The 25594-nt window shown below is 70.4% G+C and carries 22 protein-coding genes; 6 read left to right on the top strand and 16 right to left on the bottom strand.

Annotated elements, in window-relative coordinates; genetic code table 11:
• Positions 1-8: 8 nt before the first annotated feature.
• On the bottom strand, positions 9-620 hold the full coding sequence (locus OHA88_RS33860) for a DUF1349 domain-containing protein (RefSeq protein WP_328628292.1): 612 nt from the start codon (positions 618-620) through the stop codon (positions 9-11).
• Positions 617-2137: an aldehyde dehydrogenase (NADP(+)) gene (locus tag OHA88_RS33855; RefSeq protein WP_328628291.1), complete on the bottom strand. Its 1521-nt coding sequence runs from the start codon at positions 2135-2137 to the stop codon at positions 617-619. The genes OHA88_RS33860 and OHA88_RS33855 overlap by 4 nt, the downstream gene beginning before the upstream one ends.
• A 155-nt stretch (positions 2138-2292) precedes the next feature.
• Here OHA88_RS33855 and OHA88_RS33850 point away from each other — a divergent pair, with 155 nt between their 5' ends.
• The 3 genes from OHA88_RS33850 to OHA88_RS33840 all read left to right on the top strand — a co-directional run bounded on the left by OHA88_RS33850 (position 2293) and on the right by OHA88_RS33840 (position 5148).
• Entirely contained in the window at positions 2293-3063 is a 771-nt protein-coding gene (locus OHA88_RS33850) for an IclR family transcriptional regulator (protein ID WP_030919961.1), read from the top strand.
• Positions 3064-3066: 3 nt separating this feature from the next.
• Positions 3067-3591: a GNAT family N-acetyltransferase gene (locus OHA88_RS33845; protein ID WP_328628290.1), complete on the top strand. Its 525-nt coding sequence runs from the start codon at positions 3067-3069 to the stop codon at positions 3589-3591.
• Positions 3592-3696: 105 nt separating this feature from the next.
• On the top strand, positions 3697-5148 hold the full coding sequence (locus OHA88_RS33840) for a peptidoglycan D,D-transpeptidase FtsI family protein (protein WP_328628289.1): 1452 nt from the start codon (positions 3697-3699) through the stop codon (positions 5146-5148).
• Positions 5149-5262: 114 nt separating this feature from the next.
• Here OHA88_RS33840 and OHA88_RS33835 read toward each other — a convergent pair whose 3' ends face one another.
• Positions 5263-6687, bottom strand: coding sequence for an NCS2 family permease (locus tag OHA88_RS33835; RefSeq protein WP_267005812.1), 1425 nt, complete (start codon positions 6685-6687; stop codon positions 5263-5265).
• 232 nt (positions 6688-6919) lie between these two features.
• Between OHA88_RS33835 and OHA88_RS33830 the strand changes: the two genes are divergently transcribed.
• A complete protein-coding gene (locus OHA88_RS33830; protein ID WP_328628288.1) occupies positions 6920-7492 on the top strand; it encodes a SigE family RNA polymerase sigma factor in 573 nt (190 codons plus the stop codon).
• Positions 7492-8199, top strand: coding sequence for a hypothetical protein (locus OHA88_RS33825; RefSeq protein ID WP_328628287.1), 708 nt, complete (start codon positions 7492-7494; stop codon positions 8197-8199). Before OHA88_RS33830 ends, OHA88_RS33825 begins: the two co-directional genes overlap by 1 nt.
• A gap of 189 nt (positions 8200-8388) precedes the next feature.
• On the opposite strand, the gene OHA88_RS33820 is transcribed toward OHA88_RS33825, so the two are convergent.
• From OHA88_RS33820 to OHA88_RS33770, 11 genes are all read right to left on the bottom strand, one after another.
• Complete coding sequence (locus tag OHA88_RS33820; protein ID WP_328628286.1) at positions 8389-9729, bottom strand: S28 family serine protease; 1341 nt, start codon at positions 9727-9729, stop codon at positions 8389-8391.
• A gap of 147 nt (positions 9730-9876) precedes the next feature.
• The gene (locus tag OHA88_RS33815; RefSeq protein ID WP_328628285.1) at positions 9877-11199 is read right to left on the bottom strand and encodes a pectate lyase family protein; all 1323 of its coding nucleotides are present in this window, start codon (positions 11197-11199) and stop codon (positions 9877-9879) included.
• A gap of 211 nt (positions 11200-11410) precedes the next feature.
• A complete protein-coding gene (locus tag OHA88_RS33810) occupies positions 11411-12754 on the bottom strand; it encodes an ABC transporter substrate-binding protein (protein WP_328628284.1) in 1344 nt (447 codons plus the stop codon).
• Positions 12751-14331 carry a glycoside hydrolase family 43 protein gene (locus tag OHA88_RS33805; protein ID WP_328628283.1) on the bottom strand — a complete coding sequence of 527 codons (1581 nt, stop codon included), beginning with the start codon at positions 14329-14331 and terminating at the stop codon, positions 12751-12753. Before OHA88_RS33805 ends, OHA88_RS33810 begins: the two co-directional genes overlap by 4 nt.
• Positions 14328-15158 (bottom strand): PmoA family protein, encoded by an 831-nt coding sequence (locus OHA88_RS33800; RefSeq protein ID WP_328628282.1) that lies wholly within the window; start codon positions 15156-15158, stop codon positions 14328-14330. The genes OHA88_RS33805 and OHA88_RS33800 overlap by 4 nt, the downstream gene beginning before the upstream one ends.
• Positions 15155-16330, bottom strand: coding sequence for a Gfo/Idh/MocA family protein (locus OHA88_RS33795; protein WP_328628281.1), 1176 nt, complete (start codon positions 16328-16330; stop codon positions 15155-15157). The genes OHA88_RS33800 and OHA88_RS33795 overlap by 4 nt, the downstream gene beginning before the upstream one ends.
• Before the next feature lie 115 nt (positions 16331-16445).
• Positions 16446-17357, bottom strand: a complete 912-nt coding sequence (locus tag OHA88_RS33790; protein ID WP_267005803.1) for a carbohydrate ABC transporter permease — start codon at positions 17355-17357, stop codon at positions 16446-16448.
• Entirely contained in the window at positions 17354-18283 is a 930-nt protein-coding gene (locus OHA88_RS33785) for a carbohydrate ABC transporter permease (RefSeq protein WP_267005802.1), read from the bottom strand. Before OHA88_RS33785 ends, OHA88_RS33790 begins: the two co-directional genes overlap by 4 nt.
• A 132-nt stretch (positions 18284-18415) precedes the next feature.
• Positions 18416-20152 carry an L-arabinonate dehydratase gene (gene araD / locus OHA88_RS33780; protein ID WP_328628280.1) on the bottom strand — a complete coding sequence of 579 codons (1737 nt, stop codon included), beginning with the start codon at positions 20150-20152 and terminating at the stop codon, positions 18416-18418.
• Complete coding sequence (locus OHA88_RS33775) at positions 20149-21051, bottom strand: dihydrodipicolinate synthase family protein (protein WP_328629856.1); 903 nt, start codon at positions 21049-21051, stop codon at positions 20149-20151. The genes araD and OHA88_RS33775 overlap by 4 nt, the downstream gene beginning before the upstream one ends.
• A 32-nt stretch (positions 21052-21083) precedes the next feature.
• The gene (locus OHA88_RS33770) at positions 21084-21743 is read right to left on the bottom strand and encodes a GntR family transcriptional regulator (RefSeq protein ID WP_030974630.1); all 660 of its coding nucleotides are present in this window, start codon (positions 21741-21743) and stop codon (positions 21084-21086) included.
• 219 nt (positions 21744-21962) lie between these two features.
• Between OHA88_RS33770 and OHA88_RS33765 the strand changes: the two genes are divergently transcribed.
• Positions 21963-23195, top strand: coding sequence for an MFS transporter (locus OHA88_RS33765; RefSeq protein ID WP_328628279.1), 1233 nt, complete (start codon positions 21963-21965; stop codon positions 23193-23195).
• Here the strand turns inward: OHA88_RS33765 and OHA88_RS33760 are convergent.
• Positions 23178-24359: a hypothetical protein gene (locus OHA88_RS33760; protein ID WP_328628278.1), complete on the bottom strand. Its 1182-nt coding sequence runs from the start codon at positions 24357-24359 to the stop codon at positions 23178-23180. The two genes, OHA88_RS33765 and OHA88_RS33760, sit on opposite strands and share 18 nt — an antisense overlap.
• Positions 24356-25333: a 5-dehydro-4-deoxyglucarate dehydratase gene (locus OHA88_RS33755; protein ID WP_328628277.1), complete on the bottom strand. Its 978-nt coding sequence runs from the start codon at positions 25331-25333 to the stop codon at positions 24356-24358. Before OHA88_RS33755 ends, OHA88_RS33760 begins: the two co-directional genes overlap by 4 nt.
• Between the last annotated feature and the right edge of the window lie 261 nt (positions 25334-25594).

Raw genomic sequence — 25594 nt, 5'->3', positions numbered from 1 at the left:
GAGGCGGCTCAGTTGCCGTCGCGCAGATCGTCGAGCCCCGTCGGCCGGAAGGTGATCCGGTCGAACGACGCCTCGCAGCCCTCGCCGGTCGGCGACTGGACGAGGAAGCCGACCGACGCGGCTGCCGCCCCGTCCGCGTCACCGAGGGCGAAGACGCGGACGAAGGTCCACTTCTCGCCGTCGGCCGAGGCGTGGAAGGCGAACGCGCTGCCGTTGCGGCTGAGCCGCAGCCAGCAGCTTTCGCCGTCCACGACAAAGGCGTTGGCGTCGTCGGAGCGGCCGCGGGTGACGACCGTGCAGATGGTGGGATCGGCCGGGGAGAGTTCCAGGCAGAGTTTCGCCCATTCCCGTTCCCCGACGTGCAGATAGAGCACCCCGGCGTCGAAGGCCGCCGCGAAGCCGACGTTCACCCGGGCGATCAGCTGGAAGTCGCCGTCCGGTGCCACGCCCAGCAGGCGTGGTGCGTCGCTCGCCGGGTCGAGGGCGTCGCCGCCGGGCGGTACGAACCGGTCCTGCCGGACGCCCGCCCGCCCGGTCAGCACACCGCCCTCGTACGACCACTGTCCCTCCGGGCCGAACGACCGCAGCTCAAAGGGGAGTTCGGGAAGGCTCAGCGTCATGCGCGGCGTCCGTCCACCCGGCGCGGCAGGCCCAGCGGATTGTTCTCGCGCAGTTCCGGCGGCAGCAGGGCCTCCGGCGTCGTCTGGTAGCTGACCGGGCGCAGCCAGCGTTCGATCGCGGTGGCGCCGACCGAGGTGGAGGTGGAGGTGGTGGCCGGGTAGGGGCCGCCGTGGTGCTGGGCGGGGGCGACCGCGACACCGGTCGGCCAGCCGTTGACGAGGACCCGGCCGGCCAGCGGGGTGAGGGCCGCGAGGAGTCCGGGGGCGTCGGCGTCGGCGCCCTCCTCGGCGATCTGGAGAGTGGCGGTGAGGTTGCCGGGGAGCCGGGAGAGGACGGCGGTGATCTCGTCCTCGGAGGCGTACCGGGCCACGACGGTGACCGGGCCGAAGCACTCCTCCAGGAGCGCGTCGTGCGGGCCCTCGGTGGCCAGCAGGTGCGCCGGTACGGTCAGGAAGCCCGCGGAGACGGTGTGGTCGCCGCCCGCACCGGGGGTGACGGGGGCGTCCACGTCCGGGAGTTCGGCCCGGGCCCGTACGCCTGCGACGAAGGCGTCCCGCATCCGGTGGTCGAGCATGACCGCGGCCTCGCTGTCGCTGACCGCGTCGGTCAGCGACTTCAGCAGCCGGTCGCCGGTCTCGCCCGCCGGGGCCAGGACGAAGCCGGGCTTGGTGCAGAACTGGCCCGCGCCCATGGTCATCGAGCCGGCAAGCCCGGCACCGATCTGCTCGCCGCGCTCGGCGGCGGCCGCCTCGGTGACGACGACGGGGTTGAGGGAGCCGAGCTCGCCGTGGAACGGGATCGGGGTGGGCCGGGCGGCCGCCGCGTCGAACAGCGCCCTCCCGCCGCGGATCGAGCCGGTGAAGCCGGCGGCGGCCACGAGCGGGTGCTTGACCAGCTCGACGCCCGCCTCGAAGCCGTGCACCAGGATCAGTACGTCCTCGGGCAGGCCCACCTTGGCGGCGGCCCGGCGCAGCACGGAGGCGCACAGCTCGGAGGTGGCGGGGTGGTCGGGGTGCGCCTTGACGACGACCGGGCAGCCGGCCGCCAGGGCGCTGGCGGTGTCGCCGCCGGGCACGGAGAAGGCGAGCGGGAAGTTGCTGGCCGCGTAGACGGCGACGACGCCGAGCGGGATCTTGTAGCGGCGCAGGTCGGGCCACGGCGGGGTCCGGGTGGCGTCCGCGTGGTCGATGTGGATGTCGAGGAAGGCGCCCTCGTCGACGACTTCCGCGAAGGCCCGCAACTGGGCTGCGGTGCGGGCGAGCTCACCGGTGAGCCGGGCCGGGCCGAGCGCGGTCTCCGCGTCGGCTGCCTCGATCACGTGCTCGCCGGCCTCGGCGAGCAGATCGGCCGCGGTACGCAGAAAGGCGGCGCGTACGGTGCGGTCGGCGAGCGAGTCCCGTACGGCATGTGCCGCCCTGACAGCGCGGTCGACCTCCTCCGCTGTAGCCTCCACCGCAACCTGCTCACGCGGGTTCCCGGTGCGGGGGTCGACGCTCCAGACTGGTGCTGCTGCCACCGTGTTTCCTTCCGCTCCACTGCCACACATCAGAAGTTGTTCGGTATTCTGAACAGAGTTCCTGATCGTGAATATGTAGGGACTCTATTTCCGGGCGTTCCGTGTTGGCAAGAAGTCGCAGGGTTTCGCAAGTGGGCTGGAAGGGGCGTAGGGCGATGTCGGTTGCCGAGTCAGGTGGGGCACAGGTCAAGTCCGCGGTACGGACGGTGGAGCTGCTCGAGTACTTCGCCGGGCGGCCCGGTATGCATTCGCTGGCGGCTGTGCAGGAAGCCGTCGGCTACCCCAAGTCGAGCCTCTACATGCTGCTGCGCACCCTGGTCGAGCTGGGCTGGGTGGAGACCGACGCGACGGGGACGCGGTACGGCATCGGCGTGCGGGCCCTGCTGGTCGGCACCTCGTACATCGACGGCGACGAGGTCGTCGCGGCCGCCAGGCCGACGCTGGACCGGCTCTCCGACGACACCACGGAGACCATCCACCTGGCCCGCCTCGACGGTACGAATGTGGTCTATCTCGCCACCCGGCAGTCCCAGCACTATCTGCGTCCCTTCACCCGCGTCGGCCGCCGGTTGCCCGCCCACTCCACCTCGCTCGGCAAGGCGCTGCTGGCCACCCACAGCGACGAGCAGGTCCGCAAGATGCTGCCGGAGACGCTGCCCGCGCTGACCGAGCACACCCTCACCGACCGCGAGAAGCTCATCGAGGAGCTGCACGTCATCCGCGAGCAGGGGTATGCGGTGGACCGCGAGGAGAACACCCTGGGGCTGCGCTGCTTCGGCATCGCGATCCCGTACCGGACCCCGGCGCGCGACGCGATCAGCTGCTCGGTGCCGGTCGCCCGGCTCACCCCCGCGCACGAGCAGATGGTCAAGGACGCGCTCTTCGACGCGCGGGACCGGCTGACACTCGCCACCCGGAGGCTCTGACCGATGAGCGCGGCCGAGGTGACCCTGCGCGAGGTGCGCGGCAGCGATCTGCCGCTGTTCTACGCGTACATGTGCGATCCGGAGTCGGTCCGCACGGCCGCCTTCACCAGCGAGGACCCCACCGACCGGGCCGCGTTCGACGCCCACTGGACGCGGCTCCTGGCCGACCCGACGATCGTGATGCGGACGGTGCTCGCCGACGGCGCGGTGGTCGGCAACGCCGGGGTGTACGGGCCCGAGGGCGACCGCCAGGTCACCTACTGGATCGACCGGGCACACTGGGGCCGCGGGCTCGCGACCGCCGCGCTGCGGGCGCTGCTGGACGCCGTGCCGGAACGCCCGCTGCACGCCCGGGCGGCGGTCGACAACACCGGTTCGCGCCGGGTGCTGGAGAAGTGCGGCTTCACCGTCACGGGCAAGGACCGGGGCTTCGCGCACGCCCGCGGCGAGCTGACCGACGAGCTGCTCTTCACGCTGGCACCCACGGCCGGCCGGGCACCGGACGAAGGCCGCTCCACGACCCGGTGACGGGTCCGCGCCGTGCGGCTGCGGCCGGTCCGGCAGTCTGAAAAATCGGTGAGAAGCGGCACGGACGGGAACGCGCCGGCCGGCCCCGCTCGTCCCTCCAGCGGGATGAACAGAACAATCAGGCGCGCTTCGGTCTTCTGTCTGCTGCTGGTCCTCGCCCTGCTGGGGCGGGCGACCTGGGTGCAGGCGTACCAGGCCCGAGCCCTCGCGGACGACGACCACAACCGGCGGCAGACCATCGCGCAGTACGCGCAGCCGCTCGGCGACATCATCGTGGCCGGATCACCGGTCACCGGATCGAAGGGGACCCAGGGCGGCGATCTCGCGTACAAGCGCACATACACACAGGGCGACCTCTATGCCGCCGTCACCGGGTACAGCTCGCAGGCGTACGGCGCCACCCAGCTCGAAGGGATCTACAGCCATGTGCTCGACGGCACCGACGACCGGCTGAAGAGCCCCCTCGACGTGGTGACCGGCAAGCAGGCGGCGCCCGGCAGTGTGCTGACGACGATCGACCCGGACGTGCAGAAGGCGGCGTACCAGGCGCTCGGCGACGACAAGGGCGCGGCCGTCGCCATCGACCCCAAGACCGGACAGATCCTGGGGATGGTCTCCACCCCCTCGTACGACCCGTCGAGGATCAGCGGGACATCGGACGGCGACGCCTGGCAGGACCTGCTCTCCGACCCGGACAAGCCGCTGGTCAACCGAGCGCTGCGGCAGCCGCTGGCGCCCGGTTCGACGTTCAAACTGGTGGTGGCGTCGGCGGCGCTGGAGAACGGCCTCTACAGCTCGGTCGACGAGCGCACGGACAGCCCCGACCCGTACACGCTGCCCGGCACCTCCACGGTCCTGAAGAACGAGAGCGCCTCCGCCCCCTGCGAGAACGCCACCCTGCGTACGGCGCTCCAGTACTCCTGCAACAACGTCTTCGCGAAGGTCGCCGCCGATCTCGGTGAGGACAAGGTGAGGGCGATGGCGGAGAAGTTCGGCTTCAACGCGGAGAAGCTGGATGTGCCGGTGCGCGCCTCGAAGAGCGTCTATCCGTCCGGCATGGACAAGTCGTCGACGGCGCTGACCGGCATCGGCCAGTTCGAGGTCACCGCGACCCCGATGCAGATGGCGATGGTCTCCGCGGCCCTCGCCAACGGCGGTGAGCTGGCGGCGCCGCACATGGTGTCCGAGGTGACGGACTCGGACGGCAACGCCCTGCAGAAGTTCGCGGACGGTGACACGAAGCGGGTCGTCTCCGCCTCGACCGCCGAGCAGCTGCGCAGCGCGATGGTCACCGTCGTCGAGCAGGGCACCGGCACCAACGCCCGGATCGACGGGGCGGAGGTCGGCGGCAAGACCGGCACCGCGCAGAACGGAGTGGGCAACAGCAACACCCCGTACGCCTGGTTCACCTCGTACGCGAAGGACAAGTCCACCGGCAAGGAGGTCGCGGTCGCCGTGGTCGTCGAGGACTCGGGTTCGGCGCGCTCCGAGGTCAGCGGCAACGGACTGGCGGCGCCGATCGCGCAGAAGATGATGAAGGCGGCGCTCAAGGGATGAGGAGGCGTCCGTCCGGCACGGTGGCCGGGGCTCCGTGCCGGACGGACGACGGGCTGTGCGGGGCGGCGCGGGCGTTCGGTACCTGACCGGCCGGAGATCGCGCCGCCACAGCTGCTACTTCACGCCGAGCAGCTGCTCGATCGGGTCGATCGCGAAGTACACAGCGAACAGCGCCGAGGTGCCCCAGAGCAGCCAGTGCACCTCGCGCGCCTTGCCGAGGACGGTCTTGATGACGACGTAGGCGAGGAAGCCCGCCCCGATGCCGTTGGTGATCGAGTACGTGAAGGGCATCACGGCGATCGTGAGAAAGGCCGGGATGGCGATCTCGTACCGCTCCCAGTCGATGTGCCGGACCTGTGCCATCAGCAGGAAGCCGACGGCGATCAGAGCAGGTGCGGCGGCCTGGGCCGGGACGACCGTGGCGAGCGGGGTGAGGAACAGGGCGACGGCGAACAGCGCGCCGGTGACCAGGGAGGCGAAGCCGGTGCGGGCGCCCTCGCCGACGCCGGCCGCGGACTCGATGTAGGACGTGTTGGAGGAGGCGGAGGCCGCGCCGCCCGCCACGGCCGCGGCGCCGTCGATGAGCAGGACCCGGCCGAGGTTCGGGACCTTGCCCTCCTCGTCGAGGAGCCCGGCCTCGTTCGAGATGCCGACGACGGTGCCCATGGTGTCGAAGAAGTCACTGAGGATCAGGGTGAAGACCAGCAGGACGATGGTGAGTACGCCGGTCTGCTGGAACGCCCCGAAGAGGCTGAAGGAGCCGACGAGCCCGAAGTCCGGCGCGGCCACGATGTCGTCGGGGACGGACGGGACGGTCAGCCCCCAGGCGGCCGGGACGATGTCGGCGATCTCGTTGATGACGATCGCGACGGCCGTCATCACGACGATGCTGATGAGGATGGCGCCCTTCACCTTCCGGGCCAGCAGCGCGACGGTCAGCAGCACACCGAGACAGAAGACCAGGACCGGCCAGCCGGAGAGCTGCCCGGTGGCACCGAGCTGGACGGGGACGGAACCGGTGTCGCCGGGGATGCGGGTGGCGAAGCCCGCGTCGATGAAGCCGATGAACGCGATGAAGAGCCCGATGCCGACGCTGATCGCCTGCTTGAGGGCGGGCGGGATGGCCTGCATGACGGCCTCGCGCAGCCCGGTGACGACCAGGACGCAGATCAGCAGCCCCTCGATGACGATCAGGCCCATCGCGTCGGGCCAGCTCATCAGCGGTGCGATCTGGAACGCGACGACGGCGTTGAGTCCGAGTCCGGCGGCGATGGCGAGCGGCAGATTGCCGCCGAGCCCCATGATCGCGGTCATCACGGCGGCCACCAGGGCGGTGGCGGTGACGAGTTGGGGACCGGAGAGATGCGCGCCGAACTTGTCCTCGGCCGAGCCGAGGATGATCGGGTTGAGGACCAGGATGTAGGCCATGGTGAAGAAGGTGGCGAAGCCGCCACGTATCTCGCGTCCGAAGGTCGAGCCGCGATCGCTGATGGCGAAGTAGCGGTCGACGGCGTTGCGTTGCACGGTGCTTTCCGGCATGGGCGCTCCTGGGTGCGTGAAGGTCCCTCGGTGGGTAGCTGGATTGTTCCTTCGGACACGGGGTCTTCAGGTTTTCGCTGTGTTACGCCTTACTGGGGTCACGCACCCGAGTCGAAGCGCTTCCGGGGTGCGCTGGTACGCTCGCGCCCCGCCCGCGCCCCGCGAGCGGTACCGGGGAACGTACACAGCGGGACAACGCGCGTACAGGGAACGAGTGCACAGAGAGGTACCCGTGGGCACAGTCGTCGACGATGCCGCTGCCGCCGAGTTCCATGAGTTCTTCGAAGCCCATTACGCCGAACTCGCCCGGCTCGCCCATCTGCTGACCGGCGAGGCCGACGCCGCGGACGATCTGGCAGCCGATGCGCTGCTGGCGCTCTGGCATCGCTGGGACCGGGTCAGGAAGGCCGACCATCCCGTCGCGTACGCCCGCGGCGTCGTCGCGAACCTCGCCCGGACCCGGATCCGCAGCGCCGTGCGCGAGCGTCGCAGGATCGCCCTGTTCTCGGCGCCGCGCGGGAGCGGGGACGGGTACGGGGTCGACGATCCGGATGTGTCGACGGTCGTCGACGTACAGGGGGCGCTGCGCAGGCTGCCGTTCCGCAAGCGGGCGTGCGTGGTGCTGCGGCACGCCTTCGACCTGTCGGAGCGGGACACATCGCTGGTGCTGGGGATATCGGTGGGCACGGTGAAGAGCCAGACCTCGCGCGCCGTGGCGGAGCTGCAGCGGCTGCTCGGTCCCGATACGCCCGCCGCGCAGGTGCAGGTGGCTGTCGCGGCGCAGCGCGGCGGAGGAAGGCACTGATGGACGACAAGCTGCGTGAGCGGCTGCGTGCGGCTGCCGAGGCGCACCGGCCCGACCGGGAGAGGATGCTGGCCCGGGTCGAACGAGGGATGGCAGAGGCTCCCTCCGCCCGTACTCCGCCGGGTCCGCTGCCGTGGCTGCGGGTGATCGGGGCGACGGCGGCGGTCTGCGGTGTGCTGGCCGTCGGGGCGTACGCCGTCGCTTCGGCGGGCGGCGGGCAGACGCGGGGCGGGCAGGTGGCCGCTTCCCCGGTCCCGTCCGCCTCGGCCCCGGCCCCGGCGGTGCCGGGTCGCGTACCCGAGCCGCGTACCGAGGACGGGCCGCTGTGGGCGGACGGCGCCGTCGACCCGCACAGCAACGCCTACTGGGCGCAGAGCAATGTGACGCTCAGGACGACACAGCCGCTCTCCTCGCTCACGGTCGAGCTGCGCATCGCTCAGACCGGCGGCGTCGACACCACCGGCTCCTGGCGCTCCCTGCCGGAGCGGGACTTCACCGTCTCGGCGCAGGAGAAGGGCGGCTACCTCGTCTACCGGTGGACGCTGAAGCCGGGACGGACGGTGCCGGTCGGTACGCACATGTTCGCCGGCCAGTACAACCACGCGGAGGGCGACCGGAGCGCGGACGGCGACCACTTCACCGCGAACGCCGCCCGCTCCACCGGTCAGCGGGTGTCCGTGGGCGACGACTTCACGTCCGACCACTGACACGAGAATCGTCCCGGAACCCGGCAACCGTTCCTCCGGCGGCGGCGACCAAGAGCGCGCAATGCTCCCCCGCCCCGAGGAAGCCGACCGAGACGGGCAGCGGCCCGCACGACACGTACTGCCGCCACTCCGCCTCGGACATCAGCTACGACTGACCGTGCTGCCCGACCGGTCGCGGTGGGCGGGCCGTCACTGGCCCGCCCACCGCTTCACGGCCGCTTCCGCCTTCGCCCGGTCGGCAGGCTGCAGCTTGGAGATCAGGGCGCCGTGGTTGCTGTTGGGCGCCTCGAAGAGCATCGAGTCGTGCTTGCTCGGCTTGAATCGCTCGGCGCTCCACGGGTCGTTCAGGCCGTAGACGAACATCATCCGCTCGCCACGGGTGGCGACCCAGCGGTCGACGCCCTTGATGGTGCTGCCGTCGTAGCCGACCCGCATGTCGGCGGGCAGCACCGAGTTGGGCTGGTAGATGTCCGGGTAGTGACGGACGTCCGCCAGATGCTTGAACTTCAGGTCGGCCCAGCCGAGTTGGGCTGCGGCCTGTCGGTAGTAGGGTCCGCTGCCCTCGGCGCCGTTGCCCTGGTCGGCGTACGGGCTCAGTCCGTGCCCCAGCGACCAGGTGTACAGCTCGTCGTCCGTGGCGGTCTTCGCGTCGGGGATCGTCGGGCAGTCGGTGTACGTACCGCTCTGCCAGAAGTTCCACACCTGGTCCAGCACGGAGAACTCGTAGGCCCGGTCGGCCGATCCGAGGTATTGGAAGGTGAGGCCCTGCTCCTTGGCGGTGGTCTCGAAGCGCGGCAGCATCTGCTCCCGGCGGACCAGCATCTCGCGCTGCACGGCGTTCAGGGCGGCCCGGCACTCGGGCGTGCCGACGGTCCGGAAGAACTTCTCGTAGCCGCTGTCGTCGTTGTTGTTCGCGTCGTTCGGTGCGACGTACGCGACGACGGCATCCAGGTCTTCCGGGAAGAAGCGCTCGTGGTAGACCTGCGTCATCCCGCCCTTCGACGCGCCCGTACCCAGCCACTTGGCGCCGTAGATCGTCTTCAGGGCCTGGACGACGGCGTGTTCGTCGCTCGCCTCCTGCCAGACGTTCAGGTCGCCCCAGTCGACCGTCGCGGGGCGGGACTGGCTGAAGTAGCGGTGCTCGACGCTGACCTGGTTGGCGCCGAGGAGCGTGGTGATCTCACGGGTGGAGGTGGCGAGCGAGTAGCCGCCCGTGTAGAGGACCATCGGTGCGGTCTCGGACTTGTGCCAGAGCGTGAAGCGCTGCTCGAACGTGCCGCGGGCCGGGTGCCGGTGGTCGATCGGCTGGGTCAGGGTGAGCGTGTAGTAGGGAAAGCCCTCCTTGGCGGTCTGCGAGACGACCGTGAGACCCGGTATGCGGTCCAGCCGCTCACGTACGTCCGTGACTTCGGCCGACGCCCCGGCGGCCGACGAGGTGGTGCCGGCCGCGGTGGCAGCCGTGCCGGTGAGCAGGCTGGTGGCGGCTACGAGACCGGTACAGAACAGGGCGGGAAGCAGTTTGTGGCGCAACGCGGAGTCCCCTCGTACAGGTGTGGTCGATGGAAACGACGGCGGCATGGTAACCGCTTTCCGTGTCGTGCGACCGCCCTGCCGAGGGGATCCGTGTACTGCCTCGTCGAGTTGACGGATCGTAAGCCCATGCAAGCCCTTTACCGGTCAGCAGCCCTTTCCGGCTCCGGCACCGTGGTCGACGATGCCCGGGACGGCGCGCGGCTTGTCGATCCTGGTGCGCAGGACCGGGGTCCAGCCGGCGCCCGGGGTGAGCTGCTCGGCGGGAACTCCCGCGTTGTGGACGGCGATCAGGTCGGTCCTGCGGCCGTTCACGTAGTTGTCCCCGGCGGTGATCGGGGACTCCTTCCACTTCTTCAGGATGGTCGCCGGGTCGACCTGCGACGCGAGGGTGAAGGCGTTGTGCTCGGCGACGATCCGGGACTCCATGCCCACGCCGTAGCTGTAGCCGTAGGCGGCACCCGCCGTGGCGACGAAGTGGTTGTTGTACGAGTCGACGGCGCCGAAACGGACGCGGGGTGCACGTTCCTTGAGGTCCTGGAAGAGGTTGTGGTGCAGGGTGACGCGGAGCTTTCCGCGGTCGATCGCCGCGGTGGCGGCGCTGTCGCTGTTGCCGATGAGCATGGTCTTGTCGTGGTTCTTCAGGACGTTCCAGGAGACGGTGACCAGGTCGGAGCCGCGGACGATGTCGAAGAGGCCGTCGTGCTGCTGGAAGAGCTCGCCGTAGTACCGCGGCTGGTCGGCGTCGGGCCGGTCGCCGTCGCTGAAGGTGTTGTGGTCGACCCAGACATGGCTGGAGCCGGTGACGACGAGGTTGTCGTACTCGGAGTTCCAGGCACCGGTCGCCCCGTCGGTGGGGTCCCACTGCGGGAAGCAGTCGTAGGTGTCCTCGAAGGTGATGTTGCGGACGATGACGTTCGAAACGTTGTTCACCTGGAGGCTGGCGCCGATGACGGTGGCGTCCTCGCCGACGCCGACGAGCGTGGTGTTGGAGGGAACCTGGACCTCGACCGCGGCCTTCTGCAGGGCGGCGGAGGCGGCGCGGGCATCCTCCAGCGGGCCGGACGGGAGCTCCTTGCCCCAGGTCGCCGGGTCGTAGGCGGCAAGGTACTTGTCCAGGGTGTAGCCGTCGGTCCGGTAATCCTCGCAGCCGATGGGCGTGCCTTCGGCGTCGGAGTTGCCGTGGACGGTCCCGGCGATCCTGACGATCTTCGGTGCGTCGCCCGCGTCCTCGAAGGCCGCGACGAGCTCGGCCCGGTCGGTGACGGTGTAGACGTGGTCGGGGGTCGCCAGGGAGCCGCCCGTCGTGGAGCCGTCCGAGGCGGCCCAGCCGTCGCCGGCCGGGAGCACGGCACGCTCGATGCCCCGGTGACGGGGGGCGGCCTGGGCAGGGACGGAGACGGCGAGGGCGAGCGAGGCGCAGCCCATCACCAAGGCAATGGCGCGAGCATGACACGTGCGTACAGGCATGGCGATTCCTTCGGTCGTAGACGTATGGCGAAGGTGGCGCGTGCGGAAGGGAGCGCGTGGCAGAGGTGCGGGCGGACGCGCGAGGAGATGTGCGGGAAGACGTGCGGAGCGGGAGCGCGTGGGAGCGAGGAACCGGCGGCGGGGCGCGACCCGGACCGCCGCCGGCCCCGGTCGTCGGGGGTGTCGGCCGTGACGTGACGGTCGTCCCGTGTCAGCTCTTGCTCTGTTCCTTCCACTCCGCCTGGGCCTTGTTCAGCTCGTCGGCCATCTTGTCCAGGAAGGCCTTCGCGGTGGTCTTGCCGAGCAGCACCTTCTGGAACTCGGGCTCGTTGTCGGCCTTGCTGATGGTGTTCCAGTCGGGCAGGTAGTACGGGAGCTGGACGATGGTGGTGGAACCGTCGGTGAGGGCCTGGGCGGCGAGCTTGGTCGGCTCGGCCTCGGAGATCCAGGCGTCCTTTGACGCTTCCGTGTTGGCCGGAATGAGGCCCGCCGTCTCGTTGAACTTCGAGTTCGCCTCGTGGGAGGCGGCGAACTCGATGAACTTCCAGGCGGCCTCCTTGTTCTTGGACGTCTTGAAGAGGCCGAGGCCGTCGACCGGGTTGGAGACCTGCACCCGCTTGCCGCCGGGGCCGGTGGGCTGCGGTATGCCGCGGAACTTGTCGGTGCTGAGCGCCTTCACGTGGTCCTGGTAGGAGCCCAGGTTGTGGTTCAGCATGCCGATGGTGCCGGAGTCCCACTGGGCGACCATCTTGATGAAGTCGTTGTTGAGGTCGGCGGACGGGGTGACCTTCTTGAAGAGGGCCGCGTACTTCTCCAGCGCCTCGACGTTCTTCGGGTCGTTGAGCGTGGTCTTCTCACCGCTCGGGTCCCAGAAGGACGTGATGCCGGACTGCCCGTACATCGCGTCCATCGCCTGCGCGATGGAGCCGGCGCCGCCGCGGATGGTGTAGCCGAACTCGTTCTTCTTGGCGGCCGTGAGCTTGTCGGCGGCCGCGTAGAACGCGTCCCAGGTGGTCGGCTCGGCCAGGTCCGCCTTCTTGAACAGATCGGTGCGGTAGTACAGCACACCGTTGTTGGCGGAGATCGGAACGTTGTACATGTGCTTGTCGGAACCGCCGGCCGACTTCACCGACTCGACCATGCTCTCGTTCAGCTTGCCGGCGAGGGAGGACTTGGCGGCCCGGTCCTCCAGCGGCTCCAGGGCGTTCTGGGCGGCGATCCCCGCGAGCATCGCCGCGCCGACGCCGCCGACGTCCGGCAGACCGCCGCCCTGGATGGCGTTGTCGTACTTGGACTGGGCCTCGGGGGCGGCCACCCCGACGTACTGGACGTCGATCTTCGGGTACTTCTTCTCGAAGTCGGCGATGATCTCCTTCCAGATGTCGGTGCGGACACCGCCGTTGTTGTCCCAGAAGACGATCTTGCCCTTGCCGCTGCCTTCGGCGCCTGCCGCCCCGCTGCCGTCGTCCCCGCAGGCGGTGGCGGTGAGGGCGAGCACCGTCGCGAGGGACATCGCTGCCGCGACGCGTCCCCGCTGTGTCTTCGAGATGTTCATGGTCGGCTCTTCTCTCTGGGTTCTGTCGGTTCTGGTGCGGTTCGGTCGGTGATGCGGAAACCGGTGAAGCCGGCCGTCCCGGCCGGGCCCTTTCCGGCCGGTGCGGTGGCGAAGAGGCCGAGCAGTGCGCCGACCCAACGCCATGGAGTCGCGGCGAACGGCTGCCCCGAGGCCCGGAACCCGGTCCCGTCGCCGGTGTCGGCGAAGAAACGGCAGCGGGCGCCCGCGGTGACCTCGATCCGGAGCCGGGCCCGTCCGTCGGGCGCCGGGCGGCTGTGCTCGGCGTCCCGTTCGTGCTCGGCGACCGTCTCGGCGTACCGGTGCACGAGGCGGATCCCGCCGTCCTCGGCGCGTTCGAGGCCGATCCAGTTGAAGGCGTCGCCGAGCACGGCCAGCCCCGCCTTGGCCCCGGTCTCGTCGCTGCCGAGGACCGCCTCGACCTCGACGGTGAACGTCTCGGCGGGCAGCCGCTGGACCAGGACGTTGGGCAGGGCCCGCAGGTCGTGCGCGTACGCGGTCCGTACGCAGCTGAGCCGCAGCCCGTCCCCGGCGTGCTCGACGGTCCAGCCGGGCCGCTGGTTCGCCATCCACTGCCACTGCCTGCCGTACCGCCCGCCCGGGAATTCGTCGCTGGTCGCCGGGGCTTCGACGGGCTGCTCGGGGGCGACCGGCTTGGCGTGTGCGCGGACGGGTTCGCCGTCGTCACCGATGACCGGCCAGCCGTCCGCTCCCCAGCGCATCGGCTGGAGGTGGACCACCCGTCCGTACGCCCCGCGCTCCTGGAAGTGAAGGAACCAGTCCTGACCCGCTGCGGTTCGAACCCAGCCGCCCTGGTGCGGTCCGTTGACGTCGGTGCGTCCCTGGGCGAGAACGACCCGTTCCTCGTACGGTCCGAAGAACTCACGCGACCGGAACGCCCCCTGCCAGCCGGTGGTCACCCCGCCGGCCGGGGCGAAGATCCAGAACTCGCCGTCGTGCCGGTAGAGCTTGGGGCCTTCGAGGGTGAACCAGCCGGGGATCGGATCGGCGTCGATCAGGGTCTTGCCCTCGTCGAGGAGTTCGCGCCCGTCGGGACTCATCCGGTGGCCGGTGATCCGGTTCTTGATGCCGGAGCGCGACTTCGCCCAGGCGTGCACGAGGTAGGCCTCGCCGGTCTCCTCGTCCCACAGCGGGCAGGGGTCGATCAGTCCCTTTCCCGCCTTGACGAGATGCGGGGTGCTCCACGGGCCGCGCACCGACTCGGCGTTGATCTGCTGGATGCCGTGGTCGGGATCGCCCCAGAAGATCCAGAACCGGCCGGCGTGGTGCCGGAGGGACGGCGCCCACACCCCGCAGTCGTGGCGGGGTACGGCGAAGTCGGCAGCGGGTTCGAGGCGGTCGAGGGCATGACCGACGAGTGACCAGTTGACCAGGTCGCGGGAGTGCAGCAGCGGCAGTCCGGGGACCCGGCCGAAGCTGGACGCGGTGAGGTAGAAGTCGTCACCGACCCGGATGACGTCGGGGTCGGACCAGTCGGCGTTCAGGACCGGGTTGCGGTAGGTGCCGTCGCCGAGGTCGGCGGTCCAGGGACGGCTCACGCGGTCACCGCCCGGCGTACGTACGCGGCCGCCGTCTCCCGGTCGAGCCGGCCGTCGGCGACGACGGTGATCACGCGGCGTACGACGGTGGCACCGGCCGGGACCGGCAGCCGCTCGGCGGCGGCGAGGGAGGAGCCGACGCCCGGATACTGGGTGGTCCGGACGAACCACGGATCGCGCCGGGTCTCGTCGGTCGCGCCGGCGAAGACGAGGGTCCAGCCGTCGCCCGTCATGGCCACCCAGTCGGCGACCCGCCCGTGGACCGCTTCCTCGCCGTCGCCGAAACCGCTGAACACGGCAGGCGCGGCGGGTTCCTTGGGGGCGCGCCAGAAGAAGCCGCCGTATCCGGCGCCGGGGCGGCCGTTGGTGGCGGGGCTGCCGATGGAGAGGTCGTCGGTGCCGCGGTTGGTGAGCGAGAAGGAGAAGTCCAGCGCCCAGGCGGTGTCGGAGAGTTCGGAGACGGCGACGGTGCGGTGCTCGCGCAGCAGCTCGGTGTCGTCCGCCACCCAGCTGAGCTCCTCGACGAAGCCGTCGGAGTCGCGGAGCTTCCAGCCGAGGTGGCGCTGGATCCCGTGGTTGTCGAGTGCGGTGGGGCCCTGGCCGCGTACGAAGGTGCGTCCGCCCCAGAAGTTGTGCCCCGCGACGTCCGGGACGGCGATCGAGGTGCCCAGGTGGTGGAGGTGGTCGGCCGGGCGCTCCTCGGTGACCGGGACGCCCGCGAGAGTGGTGACCGGGTGGAAGTAGGGACGGCCCTCGGTGGCGGGCAGGTAGGTGTAGCGGCCGACGGGGCGTCCGGCGCAGCTGAGGAGTGCGGATGATGCGGTCACGATGAACTCACCTCGGTGGGGAGCGCCCAGGGGACGCCGAGTTCGGAGAAGAGCGTGAGGGTGTCGGCGCCCGCCGCGACCAGGGCGTCGATGCCGCGGACCACCCGGCGCGCCCCGGTGGAGGCTGTTGCGGGTTCGGTGTGCCAGGCGTCGGAGGGCAGGGCGACGGGCTCCGGGGCGGTGCGTACGGCTTCGACGACCCGCATGAACGCGCCGGTGCGCTGCGGCGGTACGAGAAGTGCGGCGCGGCCCGCGAGGTGGTCGACGAGGTTCTCCAGGAGGTCGGTCCGCCCGTGCACGGCCTCCTCGGGGCCGTGTCCGGCGCGCTGGATCAGGACCCGGTCCTGCTTGTACCAGAAGGTGATCCGGCCGCGGTCGCCGTGGACGATGACGTAGGGCTCGCCGGCCTGTTCGGCGCACAGGGTGACGGCGGCGGTGACGGGCAGCCCGCGCGTGGTGGTGATGCGTACGCAGGAGGTGTCGTCGGCCTCGATGTCATGGGCGCGGAACAGCTCGGTCTCGATGGACGCCACGTCGTCGGCTGTCCCGCTGCCGGCGAGTTCGAGTGCGGTGGCGACGGCGTGGGCGAGGGGGTTGGTGAGGACGCCGTCGACGACGTCGGCCGTGCCGATCCTGCGCCGCCCGGCCCAGGGCGCCCGGTGGTAGTAGGCGTCGTCACGCACCCAGGCACCTGCGGCTCCGATGCCCTGCACGGCGCCGATCGCACCGGAGTCCACGAGTGCGCGGATGGCCGGCACGGCGTGCGAGCCGAAGGACTGGAAGCCGACCTGGCAGGCGATGCCGGCCGCCCGCACGCCGGTGACCATCCGCTCGAAGTCGGCGAATGTCGCGGCGGGCGGCTTCTCCAGCAGGAGGTGGACGGAGTGGGCGGCGGCGGTCAGGGCCAGTTCGGTATGGGTCTGGATCGGGGTGCAGACGACGGCGACGCGAGCTCCGGTGGAGTCGAGGAGTTCCCCGAAATCGGCTGACTGGGCCGGGAGTTCACCGACGAAGGGGGCGAGCTCGGTCTCGGTCAGCGGGGTCAGCTCGCAGATGCCGGCAAGGCGGACGAGCCCCTGGTCCTGGAGGCGGCGAATGTTGGCGAGATGCCAGCGTCCGTGGCCGCGTGCGCCGGCGAGGACGACCGGGACGGGCGTCTGGACGGTGCTCATCCGGCCCTCCGCATGCGTCCGGCGGGTGTGGGTGGGGTTGCGGTCATCGTGGAGTCCTCCTCGACCGGGCGGCGTGCGGGTGGGTGGGTGGGGACAGCGCGCCACGGGGCGGCTGTCAGCCCTTCACGGCACCGGCGCTGAAGCCGGTGATCAGCCACTTCTGGATGAAGGCGAAGACGATCACCACGGGAATCGCGGCGATCACACCGCCCGCGGCGAGCGCGCCCAGGTCGACGCTGTCCGCGCCGATGAGGGTGTTCAGGCCGACCGGGATCGTCTGCTTGTCCTGCTCGCTGAGGAACATCAGGGCGAACAGGAAGTGGTTCCAGCTGTGCACGAAGGCGAAGGAGCCGACGGCGATCAGTCCGGGGCGCAGCAGCGGCAGCACCACCGCGCAGAAGGCCCGGAAGCGCGAACAGCCGTCCACCCAGGCGGCCTCTTCCAGACTGACCGGCACGTTCTTGATGAAGCCGCTGATCAGGATGATGGAGAGCGGCAGCTGGAAGACCGTCTCGGCGATGACGACGCTCCCGAGGGAGTTGATCATCTGCAGGTTCTTGAAGATCTCGAAGAGCGGTACGAGCATCAGCGCGCCGGGGATGAACTGCGAGCAGAGCAGCGCGAGCATGAAGCCGTTCTTGATCCGGAAGTCGAACCGGGCGAGGGCGTAGCCGCCGGACAGGGCGACGAGCGTCGTGGCGACCAGGGTGCAGACGCCGACGATCATGCTGTTCTGGAAGAAGACGGCGAAGCTCCGCTCGGTCCAGACCTTGGAGAAGTGCTCCCCTGTCATCGGCCACGGCACGAGCGAGGTGGATCCGGTGGGCCGTACGGCGAAGAGGAACATCCAGTAGAACGGGACGAGAGTGAAGAGCAGATAGATGCCGAGTGGTACGTAGATCTGCCAGCGCGGTACGTCGTCGAAGGCGCGCTCACGCCCGCGGCGGCGGTGCGCGGTGGGCGGCTCGGTGTTGCGTACGGGTTCCAGGACGGTTCCGGTGTGCTTCTCGGCGAGTGCGGCAGTCACTTGTGGTCGCCTCCGAACTTGCTCAGGCGCAGATAGACGATCGAGCAGAAGAGAAGGATCACGAAGGCGACGGTGGTGAGCGCGGAGGCGTAGCCGAAGTCGTGGCCCTCGATGCCGGTGTTGGCGACATACAGCGGCAGGGTGGTCGTCTCGCCGGCCGGTCCGCCGCCGGTGAGGGTGTAGAGCAGGTCGACGTTGTTGAACTCCCAGACGCCGCGCAGCAGCGTGGAGAGGATGATCGCGTCCCGCAGGTGCGGCAGGGTGATGTGGAAGAACTGGCGCAGCCGCCCGGCGCCGTCGACCGCTGCAGCCTCGTACAGCTCCTTGGAGACTGACTGCAGGTCGGCGAGGATGAGGATGGCGAAGAAGGGGACCCCGCGCCAGAGTTCGGCGACGGTCGCGGCCCAGAAAACGGTGCCGGTGTCGGAGAGCACGGAGGTGCCGTAGTCGCCGATCCCGGCGTCCGCGAGGTAGCGGCTGAAGCCGGTCGACGAGTTGTAGAGCAGGATCCAGATGGTGCTGGTCAGTACGCCGGAGACGGCCCAGGGCGAGAAGACCATGGCGCGGGAGATACCCCGGCCGATGAAGGTCTGATTGACGATCAGGGCGAGCGCGAGGCCGAGGGTCAGCTGGAGCGCGACCTGGGTGACGACCCACTGGGCGCTGAAGCCGAGCGTCGACCAGAACTGGTCGTCCTCGGTGAAGATCCGGGTGAAGTTGTCGAAGCCGGCGAAGCCGTTCCGCCACGGCTTGGTGACGTTGTAGTTCTGCAGGCTGTAGTAGAAGACGCTGATCATCGGGTAGGCGATGAAGCCCAGCATCAGCAGCCCCGCGGGGGCGACCAGCAGATACGGCAGCCGGCGGGGGTTCGCGGAGCGGCGCCGGGGCACCTTGGGCGGTGTGGCCACAGCGGCGGCTTGGGCCATGACACGTCTCCGTTCTTTGGGAAGTGCGGGTGTCGGTGGTGCGAGTGCTGGTGGTGCATGTATTGAGCAAGCGCTTTCCGCATGCCGTTCGGTCTGCCGAACGTGCGGTGCGCCGGAATTCTCGGTGGGCGTTCAGCCCGCGTACGGGTCGGGCACCTCGCCCTGCCGGGCCAGGAAGGCGAAGTCGCAGCCCTGGTCGGCCTGGGTGATCTGGTCGTGGTAGAGCGCGCCGTAACCGCGCTCGTATCGGGTGGGCGGCGGCGTCCACGCGGCCCGGCGCTGCGCCAACTCCTCGTCCGGTACATCGAGATGAAGCAGTCGCGCTTCGACGTCCAGCGTGATCAGGTCACCGGTGCGGACCAGGGCGAGCGGCCCGCCGACGTACGCCTCGGGCGCGATGTGCAGCACGCACGCCCCGTAACTGGTGCCGCTCATCCGGGCGTCGGAGAGCCGCACCATGTCCCGGACACCCTGCTTGAGCAGATAGTCGGGGATCGGCAGCATCCCGTACTCGGGCATCCCGGGACCGCCCTTGGGCCCGGCGTTGCGGAGCACCAGCACATGGTCCGGCGTGAGGGCCAGGGCCGGATCGTTGATGCTGTACTGCATCTCCCGGTAGTTCTCGAAGACGACCGCGGGCCCGGTGTGCCGCAGCAGTTCCGGTTCGGCGGCGATGTGCTTGATCACCGCGCCGTCCGGGCACAGGTTGCCGCGCAGGACCGCCACGCCGCCCTCCTCCGCGAGGGGGTTGTCGCGGTCGCGGATGACATCGGAGTTGTGCACGAGTGCCCCGTCGAGCTGCTCGCGGAGTGTGTCGTACGAGACGGTGGGCCGGTCCAGGTGCAGTACGTCGGTCAGTCCGGCCAGGAACCCGGGCAGCCCGCCGGCGAAGTGGAAGTCCTCCATCAGGTACTTCCCGCCGGGGCGGAGGTTGGCGAGCACGGGGACGGTGCGGGCGATCCGGTCGAAGTCGTCGAGGGTGAGCTTCACTCCCGAGCGGCCCGCCATCGCGATGAGATGGATGACGGCGTTGGTGGAGCCGCCGAGCGCCAGAACGGTGGCGACCGCGTCCTCGTACGCCTCCGCGGTGAGGATCGACGACAGCTTCCGCTGCTGCCACACCAGCTCGACGATCCGGAGTCCGGACTGCGCCGCCATCCGGTCGTGCCCGGAGTCCACGGCCGGGATCGACGAGGCTCCCGGCACCGTGACACCGAGCGCCTCAGCGGCGGCCGTCAGGGTGGATGCCGTACCCATCGTCATGCAGTGGCCGGGCGAGCGCGCGAGCCCGTTCTCCAGCTCACCCATCTCGCAGTCGCCGATGAGTCCGGCCCGCTTGTCGTCCCAGTACTTCCACATGTCGGTGCCGGAGCCGAGGACTTCGTTGCGCCAGTGCCCCGGCAGCATCGGCCCGGCAGGCACGAAGACGGTCGGCAGATCGACCGATGCGGCGCCCATCAGCAGCGCGGGCGTCGACTTGTCGCAGCCGCCCAGCAGCACGGCGCCGTCGACCGGGTAGGAGCGCAGCAGCTCCTCCGTCTCCATCGCCAGCATGTTGCGGTAGAGCATCGGGGTCGGCTTCTGGAACGTCTCCGAGAGGGTGGAGACCGGGAATTCGAGCGGGAAGCCGCCCGCCTGCCAGACGCCCCGCTTGACCGCCTGCGCACGGTCACGCAGATGGACGTGGCAGGGGTTGATGTCGGACCAGGTGTTGAGGATCGCGATGACCGGCTTGCCGAGGTGTTCCTCGGGGAGGTATCCGAGCTGGCGGGTGCGCGCCCGGTGGCTGAACGACCGCAGCCCGTCCGTCCCGTACCACTGGTGACTGCGCAGCTCCTCGGAGCCGATCCTTCCGTCCTCGCGCGTCATATCGACCACCCGGCGACCTCGTCGGCGACCTCGGCGCGCCGCTCCTCGGGCAGCACCCGGCTGGGCGGGCGGACATCGCGGCGGCAGAGGCCGAGCGAGGCGAGGGCCTCCTTGACGACCGTCACATTGTTGGCGGACTGGCGGTCGGCGCGCAGCTCCTCGAAGCGGCGGATCTGCTCCCAGACCTTCATCGCCGACGGGTGGTCGCCGGCCCGCAGTGCCTCCAGCATGGCGAGTGAGACTCCGGGGGCGACATTGACGAGTCCGGAGGTGAAACCGGTGGCCCCGGCGGAGAAGTAGGCAGGGGCGTACAGCTCGGCGAGACCGGCGATCCAGACGAACCGGTCCAGGCCCGCGTCCCGCGCGAAGGCGGCGAACCGCGCGGCATCCGGGACGGCGTACTTCACTCCGATGACATTGGGGCAGCTGTCGGCGAGCGCGGCGAGACGCTCCCCGTCGAGCTGCGGGTTGCGGATGTACGGCACGACGCCGAGCCCGGGGACGGCTTCGGCGATCGTCCGGTGGTAGTCGACCCAGCCGTCCTGCGAGACGTACGGATGCACGGGCTGATGGACCATCACCATTTCGGCACCGGCGTCACGCGCGTGCTCGGCGGCGGCCACGGCGGTCGGCACGTCGTGCCCGACCCCGACCAGGACCGTGGCGCGTCCGTCCACCTCGTCGATGGTCAGTTCGGTGACGGTGCGCCGCTCCTCGGGGGTGAGCGCGTAGAACTCCCCGGTGTTGCCGTTCGGGGTGAGGATGCGTACGCCGCCGTCGAGGAGCCGCCGCAGCAGTCCGCGATGAGCCGCCGTGTCGATGGTCCCGTCCGCGGCGAACGGGGTCACCGGGATCGCCACGACATCTGCCAGGGCCGCCTTCAGCGGTGTGAGGTCCATGCGGACAGGCCTTTCGTCGGTGTGCTGGTGGTTCATGCCCCGCCCTCCTCGGTCTGTGCTCCCTCGGGGAAGGCGCGGCGGACGAACGACGCGATGTGGTCGTGCAGGGCGCCGGCCGCGGCGTCCGCGTCGTCGGCGAGCGCGAGCCGCAGGATCTCCCGGTGCTCGGCCGCCTCCCGCTCCCAGGACGGGATGGTCGCCCAGGCGACCGTCGACACGAGTGCGGCCTGGTCGCGGACCTCGTCGAGCATCCGGGCCAGCAGCGGGTTGCCGCAGGGCAGGTACAGCGCCCGGTGGAAGTCCCGGTTGGCGAGCGACCGGTCGGCCTTGTCACCGGCCGAATCGGCTCGCTCCAGGGCTTCCTGGGCCGCGTCGAGCGAGGCCCTGCGGGTGATGGAGCGGCGCAGCGCCTCCGGCTCGAGGAGCAGCCGTACGTCGTACACCTCCCGGGCCATCGCCGCGTCGACCAGCCGCACGGTGACGCCCTTGTACTGGCTCATCACGACGAGTCCGGTACCGGCGAGGGTCTTGAGCGCCTCGCGCACCGGGGTCTTGGAGACCCCGAACTGTGCGGCGAGTTCGGTCTCGACGAGGGCCTGCCCCGGTCTCAGCTGCGCCGTGAGGATCGCGTGCTTGATCGCCTCCAGCACGTACTGGGTGCGGGACGGAATCGGGGTGGGCGCAAAGGTCATGAGTGAAGGGCTCTCGCATCTCGCGTATCGCGTCTCATATATGACGTACGAAGTACGACGCGTTGAAGCTAGAGCCGGTGCAAATGTTTCGTCAACGCTTCTGACGAAAGAACTTCCGGCAACTCGATGTAAGGCATCTGCCCGATGTCCGGATACGCCCTTAGTCGCCAGCATGAGTCCCACAACACGCGTGCGGGTCACCAGGGTTCGGGGAGCGCTATGGCAGGGTCGGCGGCGGGCAGGGTGCTGCGGGATCGCAACGCCGGGCTGTATCTGGCGGCAGTCGTCGTCACAGGGTTCGGGACATCCGCGATGTGGCTCACGGCGGGGATCTGGGTCAAGTCCCTGACCGGGTCGGACAGCCTGGCGGCGCTTGCCGTGTTCGCCATGTGGCTTCCCTCGCTGATCGGGCCCGCGCTCGGCACGCTCGCCGACCGGGTGCGCCGCAAACCGCTGCTGATCCGGGCGAACCTCACCATGGCGGGACTGCTCACCGTGCTGCTCGCGGTCGATTCGGCCGAACGGATCTGGATCCTCTTCGTCGTCCTCGTGCTCTACGGGGTGAGCGGTGTCGTGATGGACGCGGCCGAGACGGCGCTCGTCGCGCACACCGTCGACGTCCGGCTGCTCGGCGACTTCAACGGACTCCGGATGATCGCGGCCGAGGGCATGAAGCTCCTCGCGCCGCTGACCGGCGCCGGCTTGTACGCCCGGTTCGGGGGCGGCGCGGTGGCGCTGCTCGACGCGGCGTCGTTCGCCCTGGCCGCGGGGGTCTGCGCGCTGCTGCGGGTGAGCGAACCGGCCCGGCCGGTCCGCACGGACCGGCGTGGCGAACCAGCCGCGGGGATCCGGCAGGTGTGGCGCTCTCCGGTGCTGCGGCCGCTGGTGCTGGCGGGTTCGGCGACGATGCTCTGTGCCGGGCTCAGCGGGGCGGCGGTGTACGCCCTCGTGGACGACGGGCTCGGGCACTCCCCCACGTACGTGGGTGTGCTGTACGCGGCGCAGGGCGCCGGGTCCATCGCGATCGGGCTGCTGGCCGGTCCGCTGCTGCGGCGACTGCCGGAGCGGGTGTTCACCGCGGCCGGGATCGCGCTGTTCGGGGCGGCGGTGGGGGTGCGGGCGCTGCCGTACGACGCGGTGGCGCTGATCGCGAGCGCCGCGATCGGGGCGGGTCTGCCGTGTGTACTGATCGCCGCGATGACGGCGGTGCAGCGGGAGACACCGGACGCCGTGCTGGGCCGTACGACGGCGACCGCCAACTCGCTGATGATGGTGCCGAACGCGGTGGCGCTGGCGCTCGGCGCGGGGCTGATCGCGGTGCTGGACATCCGGGTGCTGCTGCCGCTGATCGGTGCGGCGGGGCTGCTGACCGCGGCCCTGCTGATCACGGATCGGTGGGGACGCCCGTCGGCCGCCCCCACCGATCCGGTTCCGTCATCGAGCGAGGCGTGACAGCGCTTCGGCGACGGTCCTCAGGTCCGGGTCGGAAGCCAGCCCGGCGTGGTACAGGCGCAGTTGGTTCGCGCCGAGCGAGGCCGCGTGCCCGGCGTCGCGCTCCAGCGTGGCGGGGCTGCCGCCCATGCCACCGACCACGGTGAAGTTGGCGGCGATCACCCGGTCGGACCGGCCGGCGAACGGTCCGAGGACCGTCTCGCGCGCCACGTCACCGCCGGTGCAGGGCAGCACCACCCCGTCGGCCACGGAGAGGATGTGCTGCGGGTCGACGCCCACGTTCGCACCGGAGCGGTACGGGGCGGGGTCGGCGTGCAGCAGCACCTGGAAGTTCTCCGCTGCCGCCGCCCGCACAGCGGCGACCGCGGACTCCTGGAGCGTGCGGGCGACCTGGCCGCGGAACTCCAGGGTGGCGGCGGCGAGATCGGCGCCGAGCAGTTTCTCGACGCCGGACCAGCCGGCCTCCGAGGAACCGGACCCTGCCCAGACCGGTTCCAGGGCCGCGCACACGGCCCGGCTCAACTCATTCGCGTCCACACCGTGTTCGCCGTATCCGGTCCGGCAGTCGGGGCAGAAGCAGAGCGACATCAGGTACTGCGCCGCGTCCCCGAGGCCGACGCCCGCGATCTTGTCGTGGGCGTGCAGATGCGCGAAGCCGTACCAGCCGCAGGACTCCAGCTCGGTGCCGCGCGTACCGCCCCGCACCGCCGCCTCGCCCGCCAGCTCGACCAGGTACGCGCGGACCGCGGGCTGTGCGATGCAGGGCGCCCACGGGTAGCGGTCACCGTACGCGTTGACCACCGAGGTGTCCGGATGGTCGGCGCCCAGCCGGGAGTTGTGCGCGAGCACCACCCAGCTGTGCACTTCAAGACCGGCATCCGTCAGCGCCTGCGCGGCCTCGGCGTACGGATCGTCCGAGGCCACCCAGGACTGCGCGTACGGGCGCAGTTCGCGCCCCGCCCACCGCCCGGCGTCCGCCGGGTACAGCACCGCGGCGTGTTCGGCGGTGACGATCCGGCGGCCGGGGTGACGCGGGGTCAGCGCCCGGGTCGAGTGGTAGGCGGCGGCGAGCGTCACCTGCCCGACGCCGAGGTCCGCGACACGGGCGGCGGCGTCCGGGTCCCCGACGATGTCCCACGGGTACAGGAAGGCGGAGGCCTTCATGCTGCGGGCTCCTCGGGTGCGGTCCTGGCCTGTCCGTACTTCTCCAGCAGGGCGCGGCCGCGCTCGATGATCCCGGCCAGCTCCTCGATGTGCGCGGCGGGCGGCTCGGTGAGCGGGGTGCGGACCTCGCCGACCTCCAGGCCCTCGAGCCGGACCGCAGCCTTGACCAGCGAGACGGCGTAGCCGCGGCCCTTGGCGCGCAGCTCGACGAGCGGCCGGTAGAACTGGTCGAGCAGCGCGTTGGCGAACTCGTCGTCACCGGAGTCCAGCGCCCGGTAGAAGGCGAGGGCGATGTCCGGCGCGAAGGCGAACACGGCGGAGGAGTACAGCGTGACGCCGATGCCACGGTAGGCGAGCCCGGTGAGCTCGGCGGTGGGCAGCCCGTTGAAGTAGAGGAAGTCCTGGCCGGGCAGCTCGGTGCGGACGGCGCTGACGATGCGCTGCATCAGGTCGAGGTCGCCGTAGCCGTCCTTGAGACCGATGATCCCGGGTGTCCGGGCCAGGGCGACGACGGTCTCCGGGGTGAAGACGGCGTTGTCGCGCTGGTAGACGATCGTCTCCAGAGAGGTGGCCGCGGCCAGTGCCGTGTAGTGGGCGAGCAGCCCTTCCTGGTCGGCGAGGACCAGATACGGCGGCATGGCGAGGAGCCCGTCCGCGCCCGCTTCCTCGGCGAGCTTCGCGTACTGGATCGCAAGGGCCGTGCCGTACCCGGCGCCCGCGACGACGGGCACCTCCCCGGCGGTCTCCTCGACCGCCGCGGCGACGACGAGACGGAACTCCTCCGGCGTCAGCGCGTGGAACTCGCCCGTGCCGCAGCAGGCGAAGACGGCGGCCGCTCCGGCATCGATGCCGGAGCGCACATGCGCGCGGAAGGCATCGAGATCGACAGCGCCGTCCGGCCCGTAGGCGGTGACGGGGAAGAAGAGCGGCCCGGCGACATGGGTGAGTCGGGCGGCAAGGGGGGCTGAGGTCACGGGCGCTCCCTGAGCGGATTCAGGCGTGCACAATTCTGATCGGTGTCCATATTCATGAACGCCACCAAGTTAAGGCAGCCACGCGGGGCAGGTCAAGACGAGTACCTGCACCATGGAGGAGCGCCAGGGCGGAGACGGCACCCCTGCACCAGGGGTGCGCACCACTTGACGCGCCACACCCTCACTTCTTAGTTTGTCCATGCATGTGAATGTCGTCCATGGATTTGATGTGTCGCGCGTATGTACCGAGGAGATCAGCGA

The organism is Streptomyces sp. NBC_00353 (assembly GCF_036108815.1).
GTDB lineage: Bacteria > Actinomycetota > Actinomycetes > Streptomycetales > Streptomycetaceae > Streptomyces.
The sequence above is the reverse complement of the archived record's forward strand: the minus strand, read 5'-3'. Positions and strand labels throughout refer to the sequence as shown.

What these genes read in the sequence shown, in the direction of transcription:
- OHA88_RS33860 (WP_328628292.1), bottom strand. Translation starts at nt 620, where the DNA reads ATGACGCTGAGCCTTCCCGAACTCCCCTTTGAGCTGCGGTCGTTCGGC.
- OHA88_RS33850 (WP_030919961.1), top strand. Translation starts at nt 2,293, where the DNA reads ATGTCGGTTGCCGAGTCAGGTGGGGCACAGGTCAAGTCCGCGGTACGG.
- OHA88_RS33845 (WP_328628290.1), top strand. Translation starts at nt 3,067, where the DNA reads ATGAGCGCGGCCGAGGTGACCCTGCGCGAGGTGCGCGGCAGCGATCTG.
- OHA88_RS33840 (WP_328628289.1), top strand. Translation starts at nt 3,697, where the DNA reads ATGAACAGAACAATCAGGCGCGCTTCGGTCTTCTGTCTGCTGCTGGTC.
- OHA88_RS33835 (WP_267005812.1), bottom strand. Translation starts at nt 6,687, where the DNA reads ATGCCGGAAAGCACCGTGCAACGCAACGCCGTCGACCGCTACTTCGCC.
- OHA88_RS33825 (WP_328628287.1), top strand. Translation starts at nt 7,492, where the DNA reads ATGGACGACAAGCTGCGTGAGCGGCTGCGTGCGGCTGCCGAGGCGCAC.
- OHA88_RS33815 (WP_328628285.1), bottom strand. Translation starts at nt 11,199, where the DNA reads ATGCCTGTACGCACGTGTCATGCTCGCGCCATTGCCTTGGTGATGGGC.
- OHA88_RS33810 (WP_328628284.1), bottom strand. Translation starts at nt 12,754, where the DNA reads ATGAACATCTCGAAGACACAGCGGGGACGCGTCGCGGCAGCGATGTCC.
- OHA88_RS33795 (WP_328628281.1), bottom strand. Translation starts at nt 16,330, where the DNA reads ATGAGCACCGTCCAGACGCCCGTCCCGGTCGTCCTCGCCGGCGCACGC.
- OHA88_RS33785 (WP_267005802.1), bottom strand. Translation starts at nt 18,283, where the DNA reads ATGGCCCAAGCCGCCGCTGTGGCCACACCGCCCAAGGTGCCCCGGCGC.
- araD (WP_328628280.1), bottom strand. Translation starts at nt 20,152, where the DNA reads ATGACGCGCGAGGACGGAAGGATCGGCTCCGAGGAGCTGCGCAGTCAC.
- OHA88_RS33775 (WP_328629856.1), bottom strand. Translation starts at nt 21,051, where the DNA reads ATGGACCTCACACCGCTGAAGGCGGCCCTGGCAGATGTCGTGGCGATC.
- OHA88_RS33770 (WP_030974630.1), bottom strand. Translation starts at nt 21,743, where the DNA reads ATGACCTTTGCGCCCACCCCGATTCCGTCCCGCACCCAGTACGTGCTG.
- OHA88_RS33765 (WP_328628279.1), top strand. Translation starts at nt 21,963, where the DNA reads ATGGCAGGGTCGGCGGCGGGCAGGGTGCTGCGGGATCGCAACGCCGGG.
- OHA88_RS33760 (WP_328628278.1), bottom strand. Translation starts at nt 24,359, where the DNA reads ATGAAGGCCTCCGCCTTCCTGTACCCGTGGGACATCGTCGGGGACCCG.